Raw genomic sequence first — 16,919 nt, 5'->3', positions numbered from 1 at the left:
GCTTGCTGGTCCCCGCCCCCGCCGCTACAGTCGGACCGAACCAGAAGAGGCCCCGCGCATGAGCCGGATTCCCCCCGCGACCCGTGACCGGCTCGCCGACGAGATCACCTTTCACCCCGCCACGGCCGAGGCCCGCCTGCTGCGCGAGGCCCTGGGCCGGTTCGCGACCGGGGTGACGGTGGTGACCACCCAGGGGCCGGACGGGCCGCTGGGCATGACCGCGAACAGCTTTTCCAGCGTCTCGCTGGAGCCGCCGCTGGTCATGTGGTGCCCGGCGCGGGCCTCGTCGCGCCATGCGATCTTTGCGGGCGCGGGCCATTGGGCGGTGCATGTGCTGGGCGCCGAGCAGCTGGAAACCTGCCTGCGCTTCACCCGCGGCGGGGCACAGTTCGCCGGTCTCGACCGGGTTCTGTCCGCCGAGGGCGTGCCGGTCCTGCCCGGCGTCGCCGCGCGGTTCGACTGCGAGACCCATGCCGCGCACGAGGCGGGCGACCACACGGTGATGATCGGCCGGGTGCTGCGCGTCACCGTGGCGGGACCGGGCGACCACCCGCTGGTCTTTGCCGCAGGCCGCTTCGGCCAGTTCGCGCCCGACGAGGGCTAGGCGCGCCGCAATAAATGGCGGCGCGTCAGCCAAAGCTGCAAAAGCTGGCCCAAGAGCAGCGAGGCTGCCGAGATGGGCAAAGCCAGCCACTCGCCCGGCAGCAGGCTCACCGGAACAAGGATCAGCGCGGCCAGAAATGGCATGAATCCCAGAGCTACGCGGCGTGGCGCGGTCCAGTTGATCCGGCCGTCCCAACCCCATTGCATCGGCAGTTCCGAAGCTTTGGGCAAATGGCGGTCGGCCAGGATGGCCAGCCCTACCATAATGGCCAGCGTCAGGGCCGCCAGCATCAGCTTCCCTCAAGCGGCGGCAGCGGCTGCGAAAAGATGTCGTCGAACCGGGGCGTCGCGGGGGCCGAGGTGCGGATCGCATTGCCGGGACCGCCCAGCACGGCAATCTGGCGGGCCAGCTGGGCGATGGCCAGCGATTGCGCGCGGGCGACGGCGGCGGGCGTCGCCTCGGCCCCCAGCGGAACGGCGATATCGAAGCCCCGCGCCTGGTTCGCCCCGCCCGCCCCGGCATCGGCGACGTAATAGCGCCCCGTCAGGCGATAGCGGCCATCGGCCTGGGCCAGCGCCTTTTCGACCCGCACCTCCAGCGTGCGGCGGGCGGGCTCGGCCAGGGGCCAGGGCTCGGCGATGACCGTCGCGCCCGACAGGTCCGAGATGCTGCGCGCCAGCGTCAGAGTAAAGGCGCGTTCCGGGTTGTCGGCCCAAAGCTGCTTGGTGTTCGACCGCACCGCCCCGTCCGCGCTTTGCCAGCTGACCTCGTCGCCCGAGGCATAGTCGGGCAGCGACACCTCCTTCAGTTCGGTGGTGCCCAGCCGGTTCGGCAGCCGCTCGCCCGTCATGGGCGGGTCGATCAGGAAACGGGCGGTCTTTTCCCCGTTGGAGCAGCCCGCCATCAGGGTGGCGATTGCGGCGGCGATCAGGATATGGCGCATCTTACCGTCCCAGGATGAAGGCTTGCGGATTGCGCTCGATGGTCCGCGCCAGGCTGCCGAAGGCGCTGGCTGCGCGGCGCATGTCCCGCATCAGGTTGATGGTTTCGGTGTTGAAGGCCGACCGGTCGCCATAGGCCGCGATCACCGTCTCGGCCCGGGCGGCCAGCGCCTCGAGCCGGGCCGACAGCTGCGGCAGCCGCTGCACCGAGGTCGAGATCTGGTCGGCCGCCGCCCGCGCCGACTTCAGCGCGTCGTTCAGGCTGCCCGCCGCATTGCCGTCCCGTAGGTCGTTGAGCAGGCCCGAAGCGGCTTCCAGCGTGTTCGACAGGTTGCGCGGCAGCTGTTCGGCGTCCTCGCTGCCCAGCATGGCGCGAATGTCGGTCAGAATGCCCTGCGCCTCGGCCGAGATGGCGGCGAAATCGACCTCGGCCACCTTGGCCGCGGTCTGGTCGATCTGCTCGACCATGGCCGGCACGTCGGCGGCGGCCAGCCGCACCGCCTCGGCCGCGCCGGCGGCCTCGTCCACCATGCGGCGGACTTGGCCCGCCGCGCCCGATTCGCGCAACTCGGTCGCGACCTGGCGCACCTCTCCGGCGGCGGCCTGCGCATCCTCCAGCGTGCCGCGCAGGGCGCCCGGAATGGCGCGGGTGTCTTCGCTGCTGGCCAGCGCCGTGACCGAGTTCAGCATGTCGGTGGCCGATTTCAGCGCCTCCTCGATCGGCAGGTTGCCGACGCGGGCCAGGAAGCCCTGGGCCGAGCCCGTGAAATCCGAGATGTCGCCCGGGGCCGAGGGGATGACCGGGTGCGGCCGGGCCGCGCGGTCGATGGCGGCATCGGGCTGACCGGGCAGCTCGACCAGTTCGACCTGCAGCGAGGTGCCGAAAAAGCCTGCGCTGGCAATGCGCGCGCGCAAGCCCCGCCGGACCAGCCCATCGACGAAATCCAGCGCCTGCTCGGGCGTCGGATCGCCGGTCATGCCCAGCCGGTCGGGGCTGACGGCCAGCGTCACCTCTTGCTCGACATGGTCGGCGCCGTCGCGGGTCACCACGCGCGAGGCCAGGCTGGTGACGCGCCCGACGGTCAGGCCCATGAACTGGACGTCCGCCCCCGTCTCCAGCCCCTTGACCGATTCGTCGATCAGCATGGTCAGCCGCAGCGCCTTGGATTCGTCGGAAAACAGGTTCGCCTCGGCCGTCGTCTGATCGGGCTGCAGGGCAAAGACATGGCCGTTCTGGATCGGCGCCCCGCCCGACCGCACGGTCGCGAATTCGGCCCCGCCCTGCAGCACCGAGGCCAGCGAATTGACGTTCAGCGACAGGCCCTGCGCGCCCAGCGACACCGAAAAGCCCGAGGTGTCCCAGAAGACGGTGTTGCTGGTCAGCAGCTGGTCATAAGGCGCGGCGACAAAGACATCCGCCAGTACCCCCGCGTTGTCGGGTGCCAGGCGCATGTTCTGCATCTGCCCGACCGCCAGGCCGCGATACAGCACCGGCGCCCCTTCGGTCATCCCGCGCGAACGTTCGGCCGACAGCACGATCCAGGTGCCCTTCTGGCCGAAGCTCGTCAGCGGCGGCTTGTCCAGGCCCTGAAAGACCGAGGTTGCCTCGCCCTCCTGATCGTCCCAGTAGCCTTCGACGAAGGCGCCGGTCAGCACCGTGTCCAGCCGCGAGATGCCCTGGGCCGAGACCTGCGGCCGCACGATCCAGAACTGCGCATCCGCGTCGATGAAGGGCGCAAGGTCCTTGTCCACGCGCATGTTCACCTCGACCTGCTGCAGGTCGCTGGTGAAGCGCACCGATTCGACCTTGCCCACGGTGATTTCGCGGAACTTCAGGGCGGTTTCGCCCGGGGTGATGCCGGTCGCGTCGCGGAACTTGACGGAAATCAGCGTGCCGCGGCTGGCGATGGCGTTCCAGCCCACGCCCAGCGTGACCACCAAGGCCAGGATCGGCACCAGCCAGATCAGCGAAAACCCCGCGCGGGCGGCAGTCCTGCGCTGCGGTTCGGCGGGCTTCATCTCGGCCGGTTTCGTCTCGGGGGGCCGGGAGGCATTGCCGCCGGGCGGGGTCGTGTCGGTCATGTCATTCCTTGCGGCGTCGCAGAGGCAGCCCCCGCCAGATCAGCCTTGGATCGAAACTTTGTGCAGAAAGCATCGTGAAGGCAACCGACAACGCAAAGGAAACCGCCGCGGGTCCCGGATGGATCGAGGCGACGAAGCCCAGCTGCACCAGCGCCGACAGGATGGCGACGATGAAGACGTCGATCATCGACCAGCGGCCGATGAATTCGACCAGCTCATAGACCCGCAGCCGGCGGTGGGCGTCGTTGACCGTGGCCGGGCGGCCGGCGACCGTGGCCAGCCAGCCGATGGCCAGGAACTTGCCGATCGGCACCACGATCGAGGCCAGGAAGACCACCGCCGCGACGCCCCAGTTGCCATAGTGGATCAGCTCGATCACGCCACCGAAGATGGTCGATTCGCTGTTGCCCGCCAGCCCGCCAAAGGTCGAGGTCCGCAGCATCGGGAACAGGTTCGCCGGGACATAGAAGATCAGCCCCGCCGCCAGCCAGGCCCAGACCGCGTTCAGCGACCGCCGGTCGGGCGGCGACAGGTCCGAGCCGCAGCGGGTGCAGACCGCCTGCGCCTCGGGCCAGACGCGGCCGCAGGCGCGGCACCCCACCAGACCGGCGCGGTGGGCGGTCAGCACCGGCGCGTCGTCATGCGGGCCGTTCATCCCGCAGGGTCCACCATTTCGCGCCCGTCGGTGGCCAGGCCCGCATCCTCGATCGCGTCCCAGATCGTGGTCGCGCTGGTGAACGCATTGCTGGCCGCGTTGACCAGGATCAGCCCGCAGAACGCCCAGAAGGCCGGGCCGAAGCTGATCGTGGCAAGCCCGCCCACCTTGACCAGCGCTATGGCCGTGCCGATCACGAAGATCTCGGCCATGGACCAGGGCCGCAGCCGTTCCGACAGCCGGAACGCCGGCACCGCATGGGCATGGGGCGGGCGTCCGCGCGACAGCGGCATCAGCGTATAGACCAGCAGCAGCGCGCGCAGCACCGGCAGGCCCACGATGGTCGCCAGCAACGCCACGGTCAGCGGCATCAGGGCCCCGCTGGAAAAGGCCATCGCCACCCCGAACAGCGAGGTTTCGTTGCCGAACCCCATGCGCGAGATTTCCAGGAACGGAAAGAACACCGCCCCCACCATCAGCACCAGCGAGGCAAAGCTCAGCGCGATGATCCGGGTGAAGGCCCCCGCGCGCGGGCTGGCCAGCACGCCGCCGCAGCGGACGCAGCGCGCGGTTTCGCCGGGCTCCAGTTCCCGTTCGACATGCAGCGCATCGCAGCGCGGACAGGCGATCAGCCCCGCGCCGGTGGACAGGTCGTATGTGCCAGCCGTCTGCATCCCCCGACAATAGGCGCGCGGTGCCGGCTTTCAAGGCAAAGCCATGCGGGCAGGACCGGAAATCCCGGGCATTTTAGACGTTAACTGGATATTAGGCCCGTTGTCCTAACCCTTGGTGCGAACCGCAGCAAAGGGGCGACTCATGGCCACGAACGGGGGCGGCGCCCCGATCATCATCAAGAAGGTGCAGGGCGGCGGCGGTGGCGGCCACCACGGCGGCGCCTGGAAGGTCGCCTATGCCGACTTCGTCACCGCCATGATGGCCTTCTTTCTGCTGATGTGGCTCTTGAACGCCACCACGGAAAAGCAGCGCCAAGGGCTGGCGGATTACTTCAACCCCACCATCGTGCAGTCGAAATCCGGCGGCGCACAGGGCCCCTTCGGGGGCGAGGTGCAGGATGCCCAGACGAACTCGGGCAAGGGGGCGGGCGCCTCGCGCGATACCCGCGCCGGCCAGGCCGAGGCCGCCGCATTCGAGGCGATGGCCCGGCATGTCCAGGACGAGCTGACCGGCTCGGGCGCCGAATCGATGCAGCGGGTGAACCTGCTCAAGCATGTCATCACGCGCATGACCGACGAAGGGCTGGTGATCGAGCTTTCGGACCTGCTGGACGAGCCGCTGTTCGTCGGCGACAGCGCCCAGCCCACCCCCGCGATGCAGGAACTGGCCGGAATCCTCGCCGGGGTGCTGGGCCGGGTCAGGAACGAACTCGCCATCTCGGGCCATGTCCGGTCCTATCCCGAAATGCTGATCCATTCCCCGGTCTGGGCGCTGTCGGACGCCCGCGCCCATGCGGTGCGCAACCTGCTGGAATCGCGCGACCTGCCGGGGCGGCGCATCCAGCGCGTGACCGGCTATGCCGACCGGCGCAACCGCTCCGTCAATCCGATGGATCCCAACAACAACCGGGTCGAAGTGATCCTCTTGCGATGACTCGCGCCCGTTAGAGCAATCTTAACCCCTCGGCCGCCAAGCTGCTGCCAGCAACGACTCAGTCAGGATGACCGTCCATGTCGATTTCCTCTGCACTTTCCGCCGGCGTGTCCGGGCTTGCCGCGAACGCCTCGCGCCTGGCGGGCATCTCGGACAACATCGCCAATTCGGGCACCTATGGCTATCGCCGGATGGAAACCGATTTCGAAAGCGTCGTGATCGGCGATTCCCGGGGCGGGCGGTACACGGCGGGCGGGGTGCGCACCAGTTCGTCGCGGGTGATCGACGAAACCGGCGGGGTGGTGTCGACCGGCAACGCGCTCGACATCGCGGTGTCGGGCCGGGGCATGCTGCCGGTGATGGACGCGGCGCAAATGGGCAACGGCGATACCGCGGGATCGCTTCTGCTGACGCGCACCGGATCCTTCCGCACCGATGACGAAGGGGTGCTGCGCACCGGCTCGGGGCTGGTGCTGATGGGATGGCCGGCCAATGCCGATGGCACCATCCCGACCAACGCACGCGATTCGGCGTCGGGGCTGCAGCCGATCGTGCTGAACATGAATGCGACCTATGCCGCTCCCACCACCCGGATCGGCCTGGCGTCCTTCAACCTGCCGGCCCAGGCCACGGTGGGCGGCAGCGCGGGCGCCGCCTCGTCGACTACGATCCAGTATTACGACAACCTGGGCGCGCCCCAGACCCTGACGATGACCTTCGTTCCGACGGTCGGGGCGGCGGGAACGGGCCGCTCGAACAGCTGGACGCTGGAAATCCGCGATTCGGCGGTCAGCGACGACACGGCGACCGCGGCCGACGAATCGATGATTGCCGCGTTCGCGCTGGACTTCGACGACAGTGCCGGCGGGCCGCTGGACAGCGTCACCGCAGTTTCGGGGGGCAGCTATGACGCCGCCACCGGCGAGGTGACGATCAACGCCGCCCACGGTCCCATGACCATCAGCCTGGGTACGCCCGGCAGCACCTCGGGGCTGACCCAGATCGCGGCCGAATTCACCCCCACGAACGTGACCCGCAACGGCACCCCGGCCGGCGCCATCGCCGGCGTGGAAATCGACGAAAAGGGCTATCTGGTCGCCACCTACGACAACGGCGCCTCGCGCACGCTGTTCCAGGTGCCGCTGGCCGACGTTCCGAACCTGAACGGACTCGTGTCGATGGACAGCCAGACCTTCCGGGTCTCGGGCCAATCGGGGGCGCTTTACCTGTGGAATGCAGGGGACGGACCGACGGGCGCGGTGACGGGCTATGCCTTGGAAAGCTCGACCACCGACGTGGCGGCGGAACTGACCGACCTGATCCAGACCCAGCGCGCCTATTCCTCGAACGCCAAGATCATCCAGACGGTGGACGAGATGCTGCAGGAAACCACCAACATCAAGCGGTAACGGCCCGCCAGCACAGGACCCAGCGCCATGAGCCTATCCATCGCAATATCCAATGCCATGAGCGGTCTTGGCGCCAGTTCCCGCGGGACCGAGGTCGTCTCGACCAACATCGCCAACAAGTCCGTCGCCGGCTATGCGCGACGGGAACTGGCGGTATCATCCAGCGCCCTCGGCGGGGTCACGGTCGACGGGGTCCGGCGCATGGTCAGCGCGGGCCTGCTTGCGGACGACCGGCTGGCGCAGGCCGCGTCAGCCCATTCCGGCGCCATAGCCTCGTTCCACGGGGCGATCGAAACCGCCCTGCAGACCGAGGACGAGGCCGGTTCCATCGGCAGCCTGGTCGCCGGCCTGGGCACAGCGCTGGCGGCGGCCACCAGCGACCCGGCCAGCGACACCCGCCTGGCGCAGGTGGCCGATGCCGCCGGCACGCTCGCCAAGCGGGTCAATGACGTCGCGCAGGTGATCCAGGATGCCCGCACCGGCGCAGACAAGGCCATCGCCGGCGATGTCGAAACCCTGAACACGACGCTGGAGCGGGTAGCGGCGCTGAACCGCCAGATCACCGTCGTCACCGCGCGCGGCGAAGACGCCTCGGCCCTGATGGACAGCCGCCAGGCCGCGATCGACCAGATCGCCAAGATCGTCCCGTTGCAAGAGGTCGCGCGCGAAAACGGCAGGGTCGCGCTTTTCACGACGGGCGGCACGACGCTTCTGGATGGTTCGACATCCGCGCGGATCGGTTTCTCGGCCGCGTCAATCGTGACCCCGGACACGACGCTGGCCAATGGCGCGCTGTCGGGCCTTTCGATCGACGGCCGCAGCCTGGGTGCGGCGGACATGGGCCAATTCGCCGGCGGCTCGCTGGCGGCGCAGTTCCAGGTCCGCGATGAACTCGCCCCCGCCTATCAGGCCCAGGTCGATGCCTTCGCGGCGGATCTTTACGCCCGCTTTGCCGATCCCGCGGTCGACCCGACGCTGGCCGTCGGCGAGGCGGGGCTTTTCACCGATGGTCAAGGCAGCCTGCAGGGCACCCTGGGACTGGCCAATCGCCTGTCGCTGAACCGGCTGGCCGACCCGTCGGCGGGGGGCGAGGCCTGGCGGCTGCGGGCGGGGCTGAACGCGACCGCGGCCGGCAGCGCGGGCGACAGCAGCCTGCTGCTCCGGCTGGGGACGTCGCTTTCGGAAAACCGCGCGCCGGCCTCGGCGGTCCTGTCGGGCAGTGCGGGAAACGTCCTGAACTTTGCGGCAAACCTCGCTTCGGCCGCCGCCTCGCAGCGGGACCGGGCCGAGACCGTTTCGTTCCAGGACCAGAGCCACGCCGAGGGCATCCGCACCGCGCTTCTGGCGCAAGGCGTCGACGAAGACACCGAGATGAGCACCCTGCTCGCGCTGGAAAAGGCCTATGGCGCCAATGCCAAGGTCTTTCAGATCGCCAATGACATGCTTGACCAGATCCTGGGGCTGAGATGACCGGTTTCAATTCCATAAGCGACCTCGCGCGGTCCTATCAGCTTCGGGTTTCGCAATCCTCGCTGAAGGCCAAGCTCGCCACCCTGACCGAGGAGAACACCACCGGGGTCAAGGCCGACCTCCCTCGGGCGCTGAATGGCGACCTGCAGGCCATCACCCAGATCGAGGCGCGGATATCCCAGCTTGCGACCTATGCCACCAACATCACCCAGGCCGAGACCCGGCTGACGGGAATGCAGTCCGCGCTGGAAAGCATCCGAAGCCAGGCGGCCGATGGCGTGACCCTGATGTCCGAGGCGCTGGTTTCCTCGGATGCGGCGCTCCGGCTTCAGATCGACAAGGCGCCCGAGCAGTTGCGGTCCGTGATCGGCGCGCTGAACACCAGCGTCGGCGGGCGCCAGGTGTTTTCGGGCACCCGCACGGACCGTCCCGCCGTCGTCGGTTACGACACGATGATGGGCCAGATCACGGCCGCAGTCGGTGGGGCAACGGCAGCCGATACCATCCTGGCCCGGATCGACGCCTATTTCGACGGGGCGGCGGGGGATGGCGGCTACCTCGACGCCGCCTTCCAGGGCGACACGGGAGCCACCCTGGTCGCAGTCGATGCGCAAAAGACCCTGCGCAGCGACGTGACCGCGGGTTCAGCGGAAATCCGTGCGGCCCTGAAGGGCTTTGCCGTCATGGCCTATCTGGCCGAACAGGACGGGCTTGACAGCCAGACGGCGCGGGCCCTGACCGAAGCCGCCGGCAAGCGGATGACCACGGCCGAAGGCGGCTTGATCTCGGCGGCCGCGACCCTGGGCGTGCAGGAGGAACACGCGGCCAAGCTGAGGACCGCGAACAGCGCGGAATCCTCGGCCCTGTCCACGGCACGCAACACTCTGGTCCTGGTCGACCCCTACGAAGCCGCCACCGCCCTGAAAGAGGTCGAGGCCAATCTCGAGACGCTTTACACCGTCACCTCGCGCCTCTCCAAGCTTAGCCTGATGAGTTACCTGTGATGCGGTTCATCGGGCTTTTGCTGGGCATCCTGCTGTGGGTCGGCGCCGCCCAGGCTGCGCCCGTCAGGATCAAGGATCTTTCAAATGTCGACGGGGTGCGCGGAAACGACCTGGTCGGCTATGGCCTTGTCGTGGGCCTGAACGGCTCGGGCGACAGCCTGCGCAACACCCCCTTTACCGAAGAGATCATGGCCGGGCTGCTGGAGCGGCTGGGCGTCAACGTGACGGACGAAGCCTTTCGGCCCAAGAACGTCGCGGCTGTGATCGTGACGGCGACCCTGCCGCCCTTTGCCCGGGCGGGGTCGCAGATCGACATCAGCGTGTCGGCCATCGGGGACGCCAAAAGCCTGCTGGGCGGCACGCTGGTGATGACGCCGCTGAACGCCGCCGACGGGGAAATCTATGCCGTGGCGCAAGGCGCCGTCCTGGCCGGAGGGGTCGAGGCCAGCGGCGACGCGGCCTCGGTCGTCCAGGGGGTGCCGACCACCGGCACGATCCCCTCGGGCGGGCGGATCGAGCGCGAGGTGCAGTTCGACTTTTCCCAGATGACCAACATCCGGCTGGCGCTGCGCAACCCAGACTTCACCACCGCCGCCCGGGTCGAGGCGGCGATCAACAGGAAATTGGGCCGGGGATTGGCGAACCTGGTCGATTCCGGGACAATCACCATCGATTCGAACGTGCTGGGCAACGTGAACCCGGCGCGGCTGATCGGCCAGATCGAGAATATCACCGTCGAGCCCGAAACCGCCGCGCGCGTGGTGATCGACCAGAAATCCGGCACCATCGTGATGGGAGAGGACGTGCGCATTTCCCGCGTCGCCGTCTCGCAAGGGAACCTGACGCTGCGGGTCCGCGAGGCGCCGATGGTATCGCAGCCCAACCCCTTCTCGCCCGGCGATACGGTCGTCGTGCCGCGCACCCAGGCCGAGATCACCCAGGAGCCGGGAATCGGCTTTGCCGAGGTCTCCGGGGAATCCTCGCTGTCCGAGGTCGTGGCGGGGCTGAATGCGCTGGGCATCCGGCCGCGCGACATGATCGACATTCTCAAGGCGATCCACTTTGCCGGCGCGCTTCATGCGGAACTCGTGATCCGCTAGCGGGCTGTGCGGATGCAGGCGAGAGGATGTTTGGCGGTTGACGGGCAGATCCTGATGGATGAGGGCCCTGCCCATCCGGAGCCGTGAGCCGTGGGCCGTGAGCCGTGATGCCGGGCGCTCACGGGCCGGCCAAGCCTCCCTTCGCCGGCCTGAACAAGCCGGCGGTAACTCGCGCGGTACGCTCCGTCCGGGACCGCTGCCGGTCGTCGTCCCCCACGTCAAACGGGTTCGCTCGCCAAACAGGGCGGCCCTGCCCAACCCAGACAGCGGCGCCCCCAGGCACGGCCCAACGCCCGCGCCCGCCTCAGCCCCTCAGTTCAGGTATTTCTCCGGGTCCACGCTGTCGAAACCGTTGCGGACCTCGAAATGGACGACGCCCGAATTGCGGGCCTTGCCCAGGGCGGTGCCCGCGCTGACGCTTTGCCCCTTGCTGACGGCGACGTCATCAAGCCCGGCATAGACGGTCATCAGGTTGTTGTCGTGGCGCACCACGATGATCGGCACCTGGTCCACGTCGCGCGTGATGGCCGCGACCGTGCCCTTGCCAGCCGCCGACACCGCGCTGCCGGGCGCAGCCGATATGTCGATGCCGTCGTTCTTGCCCTTTTGATAAGGGCGGATGATCGCGCCGTTCGCGGGCATGCGGAACGTGCCGCTGCCCGAAGCCGCGGTGCGCTGCTTGCCCAGGTCGGGGCTGGCGGGCTTGGCGACGGCGGCGTTGACCGGCGCGGTCTTTTCCCGGGGCAGCGGTTCGGCGGCCGAGGGCGGGCGCGGCGTCGGGCTGCCGGTGCCCGGCGCGGTGACGGTGGCCAGCGCGTCGGGCCTGCGGCCCGCGACCGGGATCAGCAGCCGCTGCCCAACGCGCAGCGCCATGTTGCCGGCAAGCCCGTTCCAGGACGCCAGGTCGTTCACGGAAACGCCGTATTTGCGGGCCACCGACCAAGCCGTCTCGCCGGCCACGACGACATGCTGGCGCGGCTGGCTGGCTGCGGGCTGGGTCGCCGCCGGGGCCGGGCCGCCCGGGATGTTCGGCTGCTTCATCCCCTGGCCCGCAAAGGGATCGGTCACCGCCCCGCTGCCCGGGGGGGCGGGCACGGCCGTGCCCGGCGCGACGCGCCCCGGCAGCGCCACGACCGCGCCCGCGTTCAGCGGCGCGGCGGCGTCGATCGCGTTGTAGCTGGCCAGCTGCGCCGCGTTCAGCCCAAGCCGCGCGGCGATGGTCGCCACGGTGTCGCCCTGCCGGGCGATGGCGACCTGATAGCCGGGATAGGTGATGATGCCGCGGCTGTCGGGGGCCGGGCGGGGCGCCGCCGCTGCCGCCGCCGGCGCGGTATCCAGCCCGCCGCCGCCCCAGCCGCGCAGGTCGGGGTCCAGGTTGTTCAGATTCAGCCCGCCTTCGGGGCTGCAGGCCCCCAGCAAAGCCGCCACCGCGACGGCCGCCGCCGCCTGCCAGAAATTCGCCATCTCTGCCCGTTCCTCATCATGGATGGCCGGGGGTCATGTCTGTCCCAACCCCTCGACCAGCGGCACGAAACGCACCTGCCGCAATTCGTCGTATTCAAAGCCCGCTTCGCCACGGCGCACCCGGATCAGCGTCTGGACCGCGTCCGACTGCCCGACGGGCACGACCATGATACCGCCGATCTTCAACTGCGCCAAGAGCGGGCCGGGCGGGTCCTCGGCAGCGGCGGTCACCATGATGCGATCAAAGGGCGCCTGCTCGGGCAACCCGCGCGAGCCGTCGGCCGTGATCGCGGTGATGTTGGACAGGCCGAAATGGCGAAAGATCGCCTCGGCCTCGGCCACCAGGCGGCGGTGGCGGTCCAGCGTATAGACCCGGCGGCACAGCAGCGACAGGATCGCCGCCTGATAGCCCGAGCCGGTCCCGATCTCCAGCACCTTGTCGCGCGGCCCGACCTGCAGCGCCTGGGTCATCAGCCCGACGACCGAAGGCTGGCTGATGGTCTGGCCGCAGGGAATGGGCAGCGGCGTGTCGTCATAGGCGCGGTCCTGGAACAGCCCGCGGACGAAGGCGCCCCGGTCGATCCGCTCCATGGCCTCCAGCACGCGCGGCTCGGTCACGCCGCGCTGGCGCAGCGCGAACAGAAAGCGCATCTTGCGCTCGGGCTCGGGCTCGGGGTCCGTCTCGGGGCCGGGTTCGTCGCTCATTCAGCCTTCCTCAAGGACGCGCAGGGCCTCGAGGCTGGCATGGCAGGTCAGGTCCGGCCGCATCGGCGTCAACGAGATATAGTCCTGCATATTGGCATCCACGTCGCTGCCGGGCGTGGCGGGCGCGGTCTGCGACCCGCCCAGAACCCACAGGAAGCGCCGCCCGTTCGGGGCGTGATAAGGCTCGACCTCGAAGCGCACGCCCTGGCGGCGGCCCTGCGGCGCGACCCGCACCCCCTTGACCGCAGCCGCGTCGCAGGCCGGGAAGTTGATGTTGTAGAACAGCCGGAAATCGGTGTCCGAGGTCCAGTCGCCGTGGTCCAGCAGCTGCCGGATCAGGCGCGGGGCATGAACCCGCGCGGCCTGGAACGGGTCGTCCAGGGTGGCGGTGCGCTTGCCCATGTATTGCGACAGGGCGATGGCGGGCAGGCCCTGCAACGCCGCCTCCATGGCGCCGCCGACGGTGCCCGAATACATCACGTTCTCGCCCGAGTTGTTGCCCCGGTTCACCCCGGACAGCACCAGGTCGGGCGGATTGCCCTTCATCGCATCGGCGATGGCGGCCAGCACGCAGTCGGCCGGAGAGCCCTCGGCGGCAAAGCGGCGCGGGCCCAGCTCCGCGATCAGCGTCGGATGGACATAGCTGATGCAATGCGCGACGCCCGACTGCTCGAAGGCGGGCGCGACGGTCCAGACCTCGCCCGAGGGGCCGGCGATCTCGGCCGCGATCTCGGCCAGGGTGACCAGGCCCGGGGCGTTGATGCCGTCGTCGTTGGTGATAAGGATCCGCATTCAGCCCCCGTTCGTCCGTGCCCGCCGTCTATGCCGCCGTCTGTGCCTGCCGTCCGTGCCCGCGCCGGGCGCCCTGCCCGCAGGGGCGACAGCGCCATCACAACCGCGTCAGGATCATGCTTATCCGCGCCACAGTCCTGCGACAACCCGCAGCAAGGCGCGACCAGCGTTTGACGCGCGCGCGCCCAGCGGGCAGGATCGCGGCAGGGCCAAAGCCGGGCAGGACATGCAGATCTATCTTCCCATTGCCGAGGTGGTGGTGAATGCCTTCACCCTGATCAGTCTCGGCACCATCGTGGGGCTGATGTCGGGCCTGTTCGGCGTGGGCGGCGGCTTTCTGATCACCCCGCTGTTGTTCTTCATCGGCATCCCGCCGGCCATCGCGGTGGCGACCGGGGCGAACCAGGTGGTCGCCAGCTCGTTTTCCGGGGTGCTTGCGCATGTCAAGCGCAAGACCGTCGATTTCCGCATGGGCTGGGTCCTGCTGGCGGGGGGGCTGGTCGGCTCGTCCCTGGGGGTGATCCTGTTCAACATGCTGCAACGGCTGGGCCAGGTCGATCTGGTGGTGCAGCTGTGCTATGTCGTGTTCCTGGGCCTGATCGGGGCCATGATGCTGCAGGAAAGCCTGGGCGCCCTGCGCCGGGCGCGCAAAAGCGGGCCGATGCAGCCGATGCGGCGCAACCAGCACGGCTGGGTGCATCGCTGGCCGCTGAAGATGAAGTTCCGCGCCTCGGGGCTTTACATCAGCGCGGTCCCGGTCCTGCTGGTCGGGGCCTGCGTGGGCGTGCTGGGCGCGCTGATGGGGGTCGGCGGCGGCTTCATCATGGTGCCGGCGATGATCTATCTGCTGGGGATGCCGACCAAGGTCGTGATCGGCACCTCGCTCTTTCAGATCACCTTCCTGTCGGCCTATACCACCCTGATGCACGCCGTGTCGTCGAACACCGTCGACGTGATGCTGGCGGTCCTGCTGATCGTGGGCGGCGTCATCGGCGCGCAGATCGGCACCCAGCTGGGCGCCAAGCTGCGGGCGGAACAGCTGCGCATCCTGCTGGCGCTTCTGGTGCTGGCGGTCTGCGGCAAGCTGGCGCTGGATCTGTTCCTGCGCCCCGACGATCTCTACTCCCTGACGCCGGGGATCCTGCGATGATCCGCGCGCTGCTTTTCTTGCTGCTGTCGGCCTTGCCCGCCCTGGCGCAACCCCTGCCCGAGCCGCCGCGCGCGCCCCCCGAACGGATCGTCGCGGGCCTGTCGCGTGACGACGTGGACATCACCACCAGCTTCGACGGCTCGGACATCATCATCTATGGCGCGATCAAGCGCGAGACGCCGATCCCGGACACCGGGCCCCTGGACGTGATCGTCACCGTCGAGGGGCCGGCCCGCGCCGTCACCGTCCGCCACAAGGAACGCCGCTTCGGCATCTGGGTGAACACCGGCCGGGTCAGCGTCGCCTCGGCCCCGAACTTCTATGTGGTGGCGACGACCCGGCCGCTGGACCGGATCCTCGAACCCGAACAGGACAGCCGGTTCCGCATCTCGGTCCCGCTGGCGATCCGCGCGCTCGCCGGCGCGCCCGAGGTCGAGGACGTGGTCCCCTATACCGAGGCGCTGGTCCGCCTGCGCGAGGCGAACGATCTGTATCGTCTGGACGACGGCGCGGTGCTTCTGGCGGAACAGACCCTGTTTCGCGCCGACGTGCGCCTGCCCGCGAACCTGATCGAGGGCTTTTACGCCACCCGCATCTTCCTGGTGCGCGACGGCAAGGTGATCGACACCTTCCGCGCCCCCATCGAGGTGCGCAAGGTGGGGCTGGAGCGCTGGCTTTATCGCCTGGCGCTGCACCAGCCCTTCGTCTACGGCTTCATGTCGCTGGCGATCGCAGTCTTTGCCGGCTGGGGCGCCTCGGCCGCGTTCCGGCAGTTGCGGCGGACCTAGGCGGGCTCGCCCCGGCGGAACGGGCCGAGTTCCGCCAGAAACTCCATCTCCTGCGCGACCGCGCGGCGCTCGCGGTCCAGGAAATCGGCGATGGCGTCGTGAAACCCTTGGTCGCGGACCCAGTGCAGCGAATGGGTCTGGACCGGCAGATAGCCGCGCGCCAGCTTGTGTTCGCCCTGCGCCCCGGCCTCGACGCGGCTCAGGCCATGCGCGATGGCCCAGTCGATGGCCTGGTGATAGCACAGTTCGAAATGCAGGAACGGGTGATCCTCGGTGCAGCCCCAGTAGCGGCCGTAAAGCGCATCCGGCCCGATCAGGTTCAGCGCGCCCGCGACGGGGATGCCGTCGCGCTCAGCCAGGACCAGCAGGCAGTCGTCGCGCATGGTGTCGTGCAGCCGGTCGAAGAAATCCCGCGTCAGATAGGGCCGCCCCCATTTGCGCCCGCCGGTGTCCTGGTAGAAGGTCCAGAACGCATCCCAGTGCTCGGGCCGGATGGCGTCGCCGGTCAGGCTGCGGATGGTGCCGCCGAACCCTTGCGCGCGCTCGCGTTCCTTGCGCAGCGCCTTGCGCTTGCGCGAGGACAGCTCGGCCAGGAAATCGTCGTAGCTGCCGTAGCCCCGGTTCAGCCAGTGGAACTGCTCGCTGGCGCGGCTCAGGAAGCCGGCGCCCTCGGCCAGCGCCGCCTCGGCCGCGGTGCAGAAGGTCACATGCGCGCCCGACAGGCCCGACTGCCGCGCGACCTGGGCCAAGGCGCGCAGCAGCGCACCCTGCACCGCCGGGTCGGGGGCGATCAGGCGCGGCCCGGTGACGGGGGTAAAGGGCACCGCGCATTGCAGCTTGGGGTAATAGCGCCCGCCCGCGCGTGCGTAAGCCTCGGCCCAGGCGTGGTCAAAGATGTATTCGCCCTGGCTGTGGGTCTTGAGATAGCAGGGCGCGACCCCCGCGACGGCGCCGTCGATCCGCGCCACCAGATGCGAGGGATGCCAGCCCGTCCCCTCGCCGACCGAGCCCGAATCCTCCAGCGCGGCCAGAAACCGATGGGTGGTGAAGGGGTTGGTCCCGGCGCCGCAGCCATCCCACAGGGCGGCCTCGATGCCCGAAATCGCGGGCAGGATGGAAACGGTCAGTTCGCTCATGCAGCGAAGAT

The 16,919-nt window shown here is 69.2% G+C and carries 17 protein-coding genes; 8 read left to right on the top strand and 9 right to left on the bottom strand.

Annotated features, from left to right (window positions below; translation table 11 throughout):
• The first annotated feature begins 58 nt into the window (after positions 1-58).
• On the top strand, positions 59-604 hold the full coding sequence (gene ferA, locus BU28_RS0109185) for a flavin reductase FerA (RefSeq protein ID WP_028719220.1): 546 nt from the start codon (positions 59-61) through the stop codon (positions 602-604).
• Here ferA and BU28_RS22490 read toward each other — a convergent pair.
• From BU28_RS22490 to BU28_RS0109160, 5 genes are read right to left on the bottom strand one after another with little or no spacing between them, the layout of a single operon-like run.
• On the bottom strand, positions 601-894 hold the full coding sequence (locus BU28_RS22490; RefSeq protein ID WP_051578078.1) for a hypothetical protein: 294 nt from the start codon (positions 892-894) through the stop codon (positions 601-603). The genes ferA and BU28_RS22490 overlap by 4 nt on opposite strands.
• A complete protein-coding gene (locus BU28_RS0109175; RefSeq protein ID WP_028719219.1) occupies positions 894-1,547 on the bottom strand; it encodes a PqiC family protein in 654 nt (217 codons plus the stop codon). The genes BU28_RS22490 and BU28_RS0109175 overlap by 1 nt, the downstream gene beginning before the upstream one ends.
• Before the next feature lies 1 nt (position 1,548).
• Positions 1,549-3,627, bottom strand: coding sequence for a PqiB family protein (locus BU28_RS0109170; protein WP_028719218.1), 2,079 nt, complete (start codon positions 3,625-3,627; stop codon positions 1,549-1,551).
• A gap of 1 nt (position 3,628) precedes the next feature.
• On the bottom strand, positions 3,629-4,282 hold the full coding sequence (locus tag BU28_RS0109165) for a paraquat-inducible protein A (protein WP_028719217.1): 654 nt from the start codon (positions 4,280-4,282) through the stop codon (positions 3,629-3,631).
• Positions 4,279-4,956, bottom strand: coding sequence for a paraquat-inducible protein A (locus BU28_RS0109160; RefSeq protein WP_028719216.1), 678 nt, complete (start codon positions 4,954-4,956; stop codon positions 4,279-4,281). Before BU28_RS0109160 ends, BU28_RS0109165 begins: the two co-directional genes overlap by 4 nt.
• Before the next feature lie 142 nt (positions 4,957-5,098).
• On the opposite strand from BU28_RS0109160, the gene BU28_RS0109155 reads away from it, so the two are divergent.
• The 5 genes from BU28_RS0109155 to BU28_RS0109135 all read left to right on the top strand — a co-directional run bounded on the left by BU28_RS0109155 (position 5,099) and on the right by BU28_RS0109135 (position 10,873).
• Complete coding sequence (locus BU28_RS0109155; RefSeq protein WP_028719215.1) at positions 5,099-5,890, top strand: OmpA/MotB family protein; 792 nt, start codon at positions 5,099-5,101, stop codon at positions 5,888-5,890.
• 77 nt (positions 5,891-5,967) lie between these two features.
• A complete protein-coding gene (locus BU28_RS0109150) occupies positions 5,968-7,299 on the top strand; it encodes a flagellar hook protein FlgE (protein WP_028719214.1) in 1,332 nt (443 codons plus the stop codon).
• Between the two features lie 27 nt (positions 7,300-7,326).
• Entirely contained in the window at positions 7,327-8,769 is a 1,443-nt protein-coding gene (gene flgK, locus BU28_RS0109145; RefSeq protein ID WP_028719213.1) for a flagellar hook-associated protein FlgK, read from the top strand.
• On the top strand, positions 8,766-9,773 hold the full coding sequence (locus BU28_RS0109140) for a flagellin (RefSeq protein WP_028719212.1): 1,008 nt from the start codon (positions 8,766-8,768) through the stop codon (positions 9,771-9,773). The genes flgK and BU28_RS0109140 overlap by 4 nt, the downstream gene beginning before the upstream one ends.
• Entirely contained in the window at positions 9,773-10,873 is a 1,101-nt protein-coding gene (locus BU28_RS0109135; RefSeq protein WP_028719211.1) for a flagellar basal body P-ring protein FlgI, read from the top strand. Before BU28_RS0109140 ends, BU28_RS0109135 begins: the two co-directional genes overlap by 1 nt.
• Before the next feature lie 312 nt (positions 10,874-11,185).
• Here BU28_RS0109135 and BU28_RS0109130 read toward each other — a convergent pair whose 3' ends face one another.
• Genes BU28_RS0109130 through surE form a run of 3 tightly spaced genes read right to left on the bottom strand, consistent with a single transcriptional unit; the run spans position 11,186 to position 13,834 of the window.
• Positions 11,186-12,337, bottom strand: a complete 1,152-nt coding sequence (locus BU28_RS0109130) for a LysM peptidoglycan-binding domain-containing protein (RefSeq protein ID WP_028719210.1) — start codon at positions 12,335-12,337, stop codon at positions 11,186-11,188.
• 33 nt (positions 12,338-12,370) lie between these two features.
• Positions 12,371-13,042: a protein-L-isoaspartate(D-aspartate) O-methyltransferase gene (locus BU28_RS0109125; RefSeq protein ID WP_028719209.1), complete on the bottom strand. Its 672-nt coding sequence runs from the start codon at positions 13,040-13,042 to the stop codon at positions 12,371-12,373.
• Positions 13,043-13,834: a 5'/3'-nucleotidase SurE gene (gene surE / locus BU28_RS0109120; protein WP_028719208.1), complete on the bottom strand. Its 792-nt coding sequence runs from the start codon at positions 13,832-13,834 to the stop codon at positions 13,043-13,045. It lies immediately after the preceding gene.
• A 226-nt stretch (positions 13,835-14,060) separates the two neighbouring features.
• On the opposite strand from surE, the gene BU28_RS0109115 reads away from it, so the two are divergent.
• Both BU28_RS0109115 and BU28_RS0109110 read left to right on the top strand, forming a co-directional pair.
• Entirely contained in the window at positions 14,061-14,984 is a 924-nt protein-coding gene (locus BU28_RS0109115; protein WP_028719207.1) for a sulfite exporter TauE/SafE family protein, read from the top strand.
• Positions 14,981-15,772 (top strand): TIGR02186 family protein, encoded by a 792-nt coding sequence (locus tag BU28_RS0109110; protein WP_028719206.1) that lies wholly within the window; start codon positions 14,981-14,983, stop codon positions 15,770-15,772. The genes BU28_RS0109115 and BU28_RS0109110 overlap by 4 nt, the downstream gene beginning before the upstream one ends.
• Here BU28_RS0109110 and BU28_RS0109105 read toward each other — a convergent pair.
• Positions 15,769-16,908 carry a GNAT family N-acetyltransferase gene (locus BU28_RS0109105; RefSeq protein WP_028719205.1) on the bottom strand — a complete coding sequence of 380 codons (1,140 nt, stop codon included), beginning with the start codon at positions 16,906-16,908 and terminating at the stop codon, positions 15,769-15,771. The genes BU28_RS0109110 and BU28_RS0109105 overlap by 4 nt on opposite strands.
• Positions 16,909-16,919 lie beyond the last annotated feature (11 nt).

It is taken from the genome of Paracoccus yeei ATCC BAA-599, from assembly GCF_000622145.1.
Lineage (GTDB): Bacteria > Pseudomonadota > Alphaproteobacteria > Rhodobacterales > Rhodobacteraceae > Paracoccus > Paracoccus yeei.
The sequence above is the reverse complement of the archived record's forward strand: the minus strand, read 5'-3'. Positions and strand labels throughout refer to the sequence as shown.

Excerpts from the sequence above, each read along its gene's own strand:
- BU28_RS0109170 (WP_028719218.1), bottom strand. The coding sequence starts at position 3,627 with ATGACCGACACGACCCCGCCCGGCGGCAATGCCTCCCGGCCCCCCGAG.
- BU28_RS0109175 (WP_028719219.1), bottom strand. The coding sequence starts at position 1,547 with ATGCGCCATATCCTGATCGCCGCCGCAATCGCCACCCTGATGGCGGGC.
- BU28_RS0109110 (WP_028719206.1), top strand. The coding sequence starts at position 14,981 with ATGATCCGCGCGCTGCTTTTCTTGCTGCTGTCGGCCTTGCCCGCCCTG.
- BU28_RS0109115 (WP_028719207.1), top strand. The coding sequence starts at position 14,061 with ATGCAGATCTATCTTCCCATTGCCGAGGTGGTGGTGAATGCCTTCACC.
- BU28_RS0109135 (WP_028719211.1), top strand. The coding sequence starts at position 9,773 with ATGCGGTTCATCGGGCTTTTGCTGGGCATCCTGCTGTGGGTCGGCGCC.
- surE (WP_028719208.1), bottom strand. The coding sequence starts at position 13,834 with ATGCGGATCCTTATCACCAACGACGACGGCATCAACGCCCCGGGCCTG.
- BU28_RS0109160 (WP_028719216.1), bottom strand. The coding sequence starts at position 4,956 with ATGCAGACGGCTGGCACATACGACCTGTCCACCGGCGCGGGGCTGATC.
- BU28_RS0109165 (WP_028719217.1), bottom strand. The coding sequence starts at position 4,282 with ATGAACGGCCCGCATGACGACGCGCCGGTGCTGACCGCCCACCGCGCC.
- BU28_RS0109130 (WP_028719210.1), bottom strand. The coding sequence starts at position 12,337 with ATGGCGAATTTCTGGCAGGCGGCGGCGGCCGTCGCGGTGGCGGCTTTG.
- BU28_RS0109140 (WP_028719212.1), top strand. The coding sequence starts at position 8,766 with ATGACCGGTTTCAATTCCATAAGCGACCTCGCGCGGTCCTATCAGCTT.
- BU28_RS0109155 (WP_028719215.1), top strand. The coding sequence starts at position 5,099 with ATGGCCACGAACGGGGGCGGCGCCCCGATCATCATCAAGAAGGTGCAG.
- BU28_RS0109125 (WP_028719209.1), bottom strand. The coding sequence starts at position 13,042 with ATGAGCGACGAACCCGGCCCCGAGACGGACCCCGAGCCCGAGCCCGAG.
- BU28_RS22490 (WP_051578078.1), bottom strand. The coding sequence starts at position 894 with ATGCTGGCGGCCCTGACGCTGGCCATTATGGTAGGGCTGGCCATCCTG.
- BU28_RS0109150 (WP_028719214.1), top strand. The coding sequence starts at position 5,968 with ATGTCGATTTCCTCTGCACTTTCCGCCGGCGTGTCCGGGCTTGCCGCG.
- ferA (WP_028719220.1), top strand. The coding sequence starts at position 59 with ATGAGCCGGATTCCCCCCGCGACCCGTGACCGGCTCGCCGACGAGATC.
- flgK (WP_028719213.1), top strand. The coding sequence starts at position 7,327 with ATGAGCCTATCCATCGCAATATCCAATGCCATGAGCGGTCTTGGCGCC.
- BU28_RS0109105 (WP_028719205.1), bottom strand. The coding sequence starts at position 16,908 with ATGAGCGAACTGACCGTTTCCATCCTGCCCGCGATTTCGGGCATCGAG.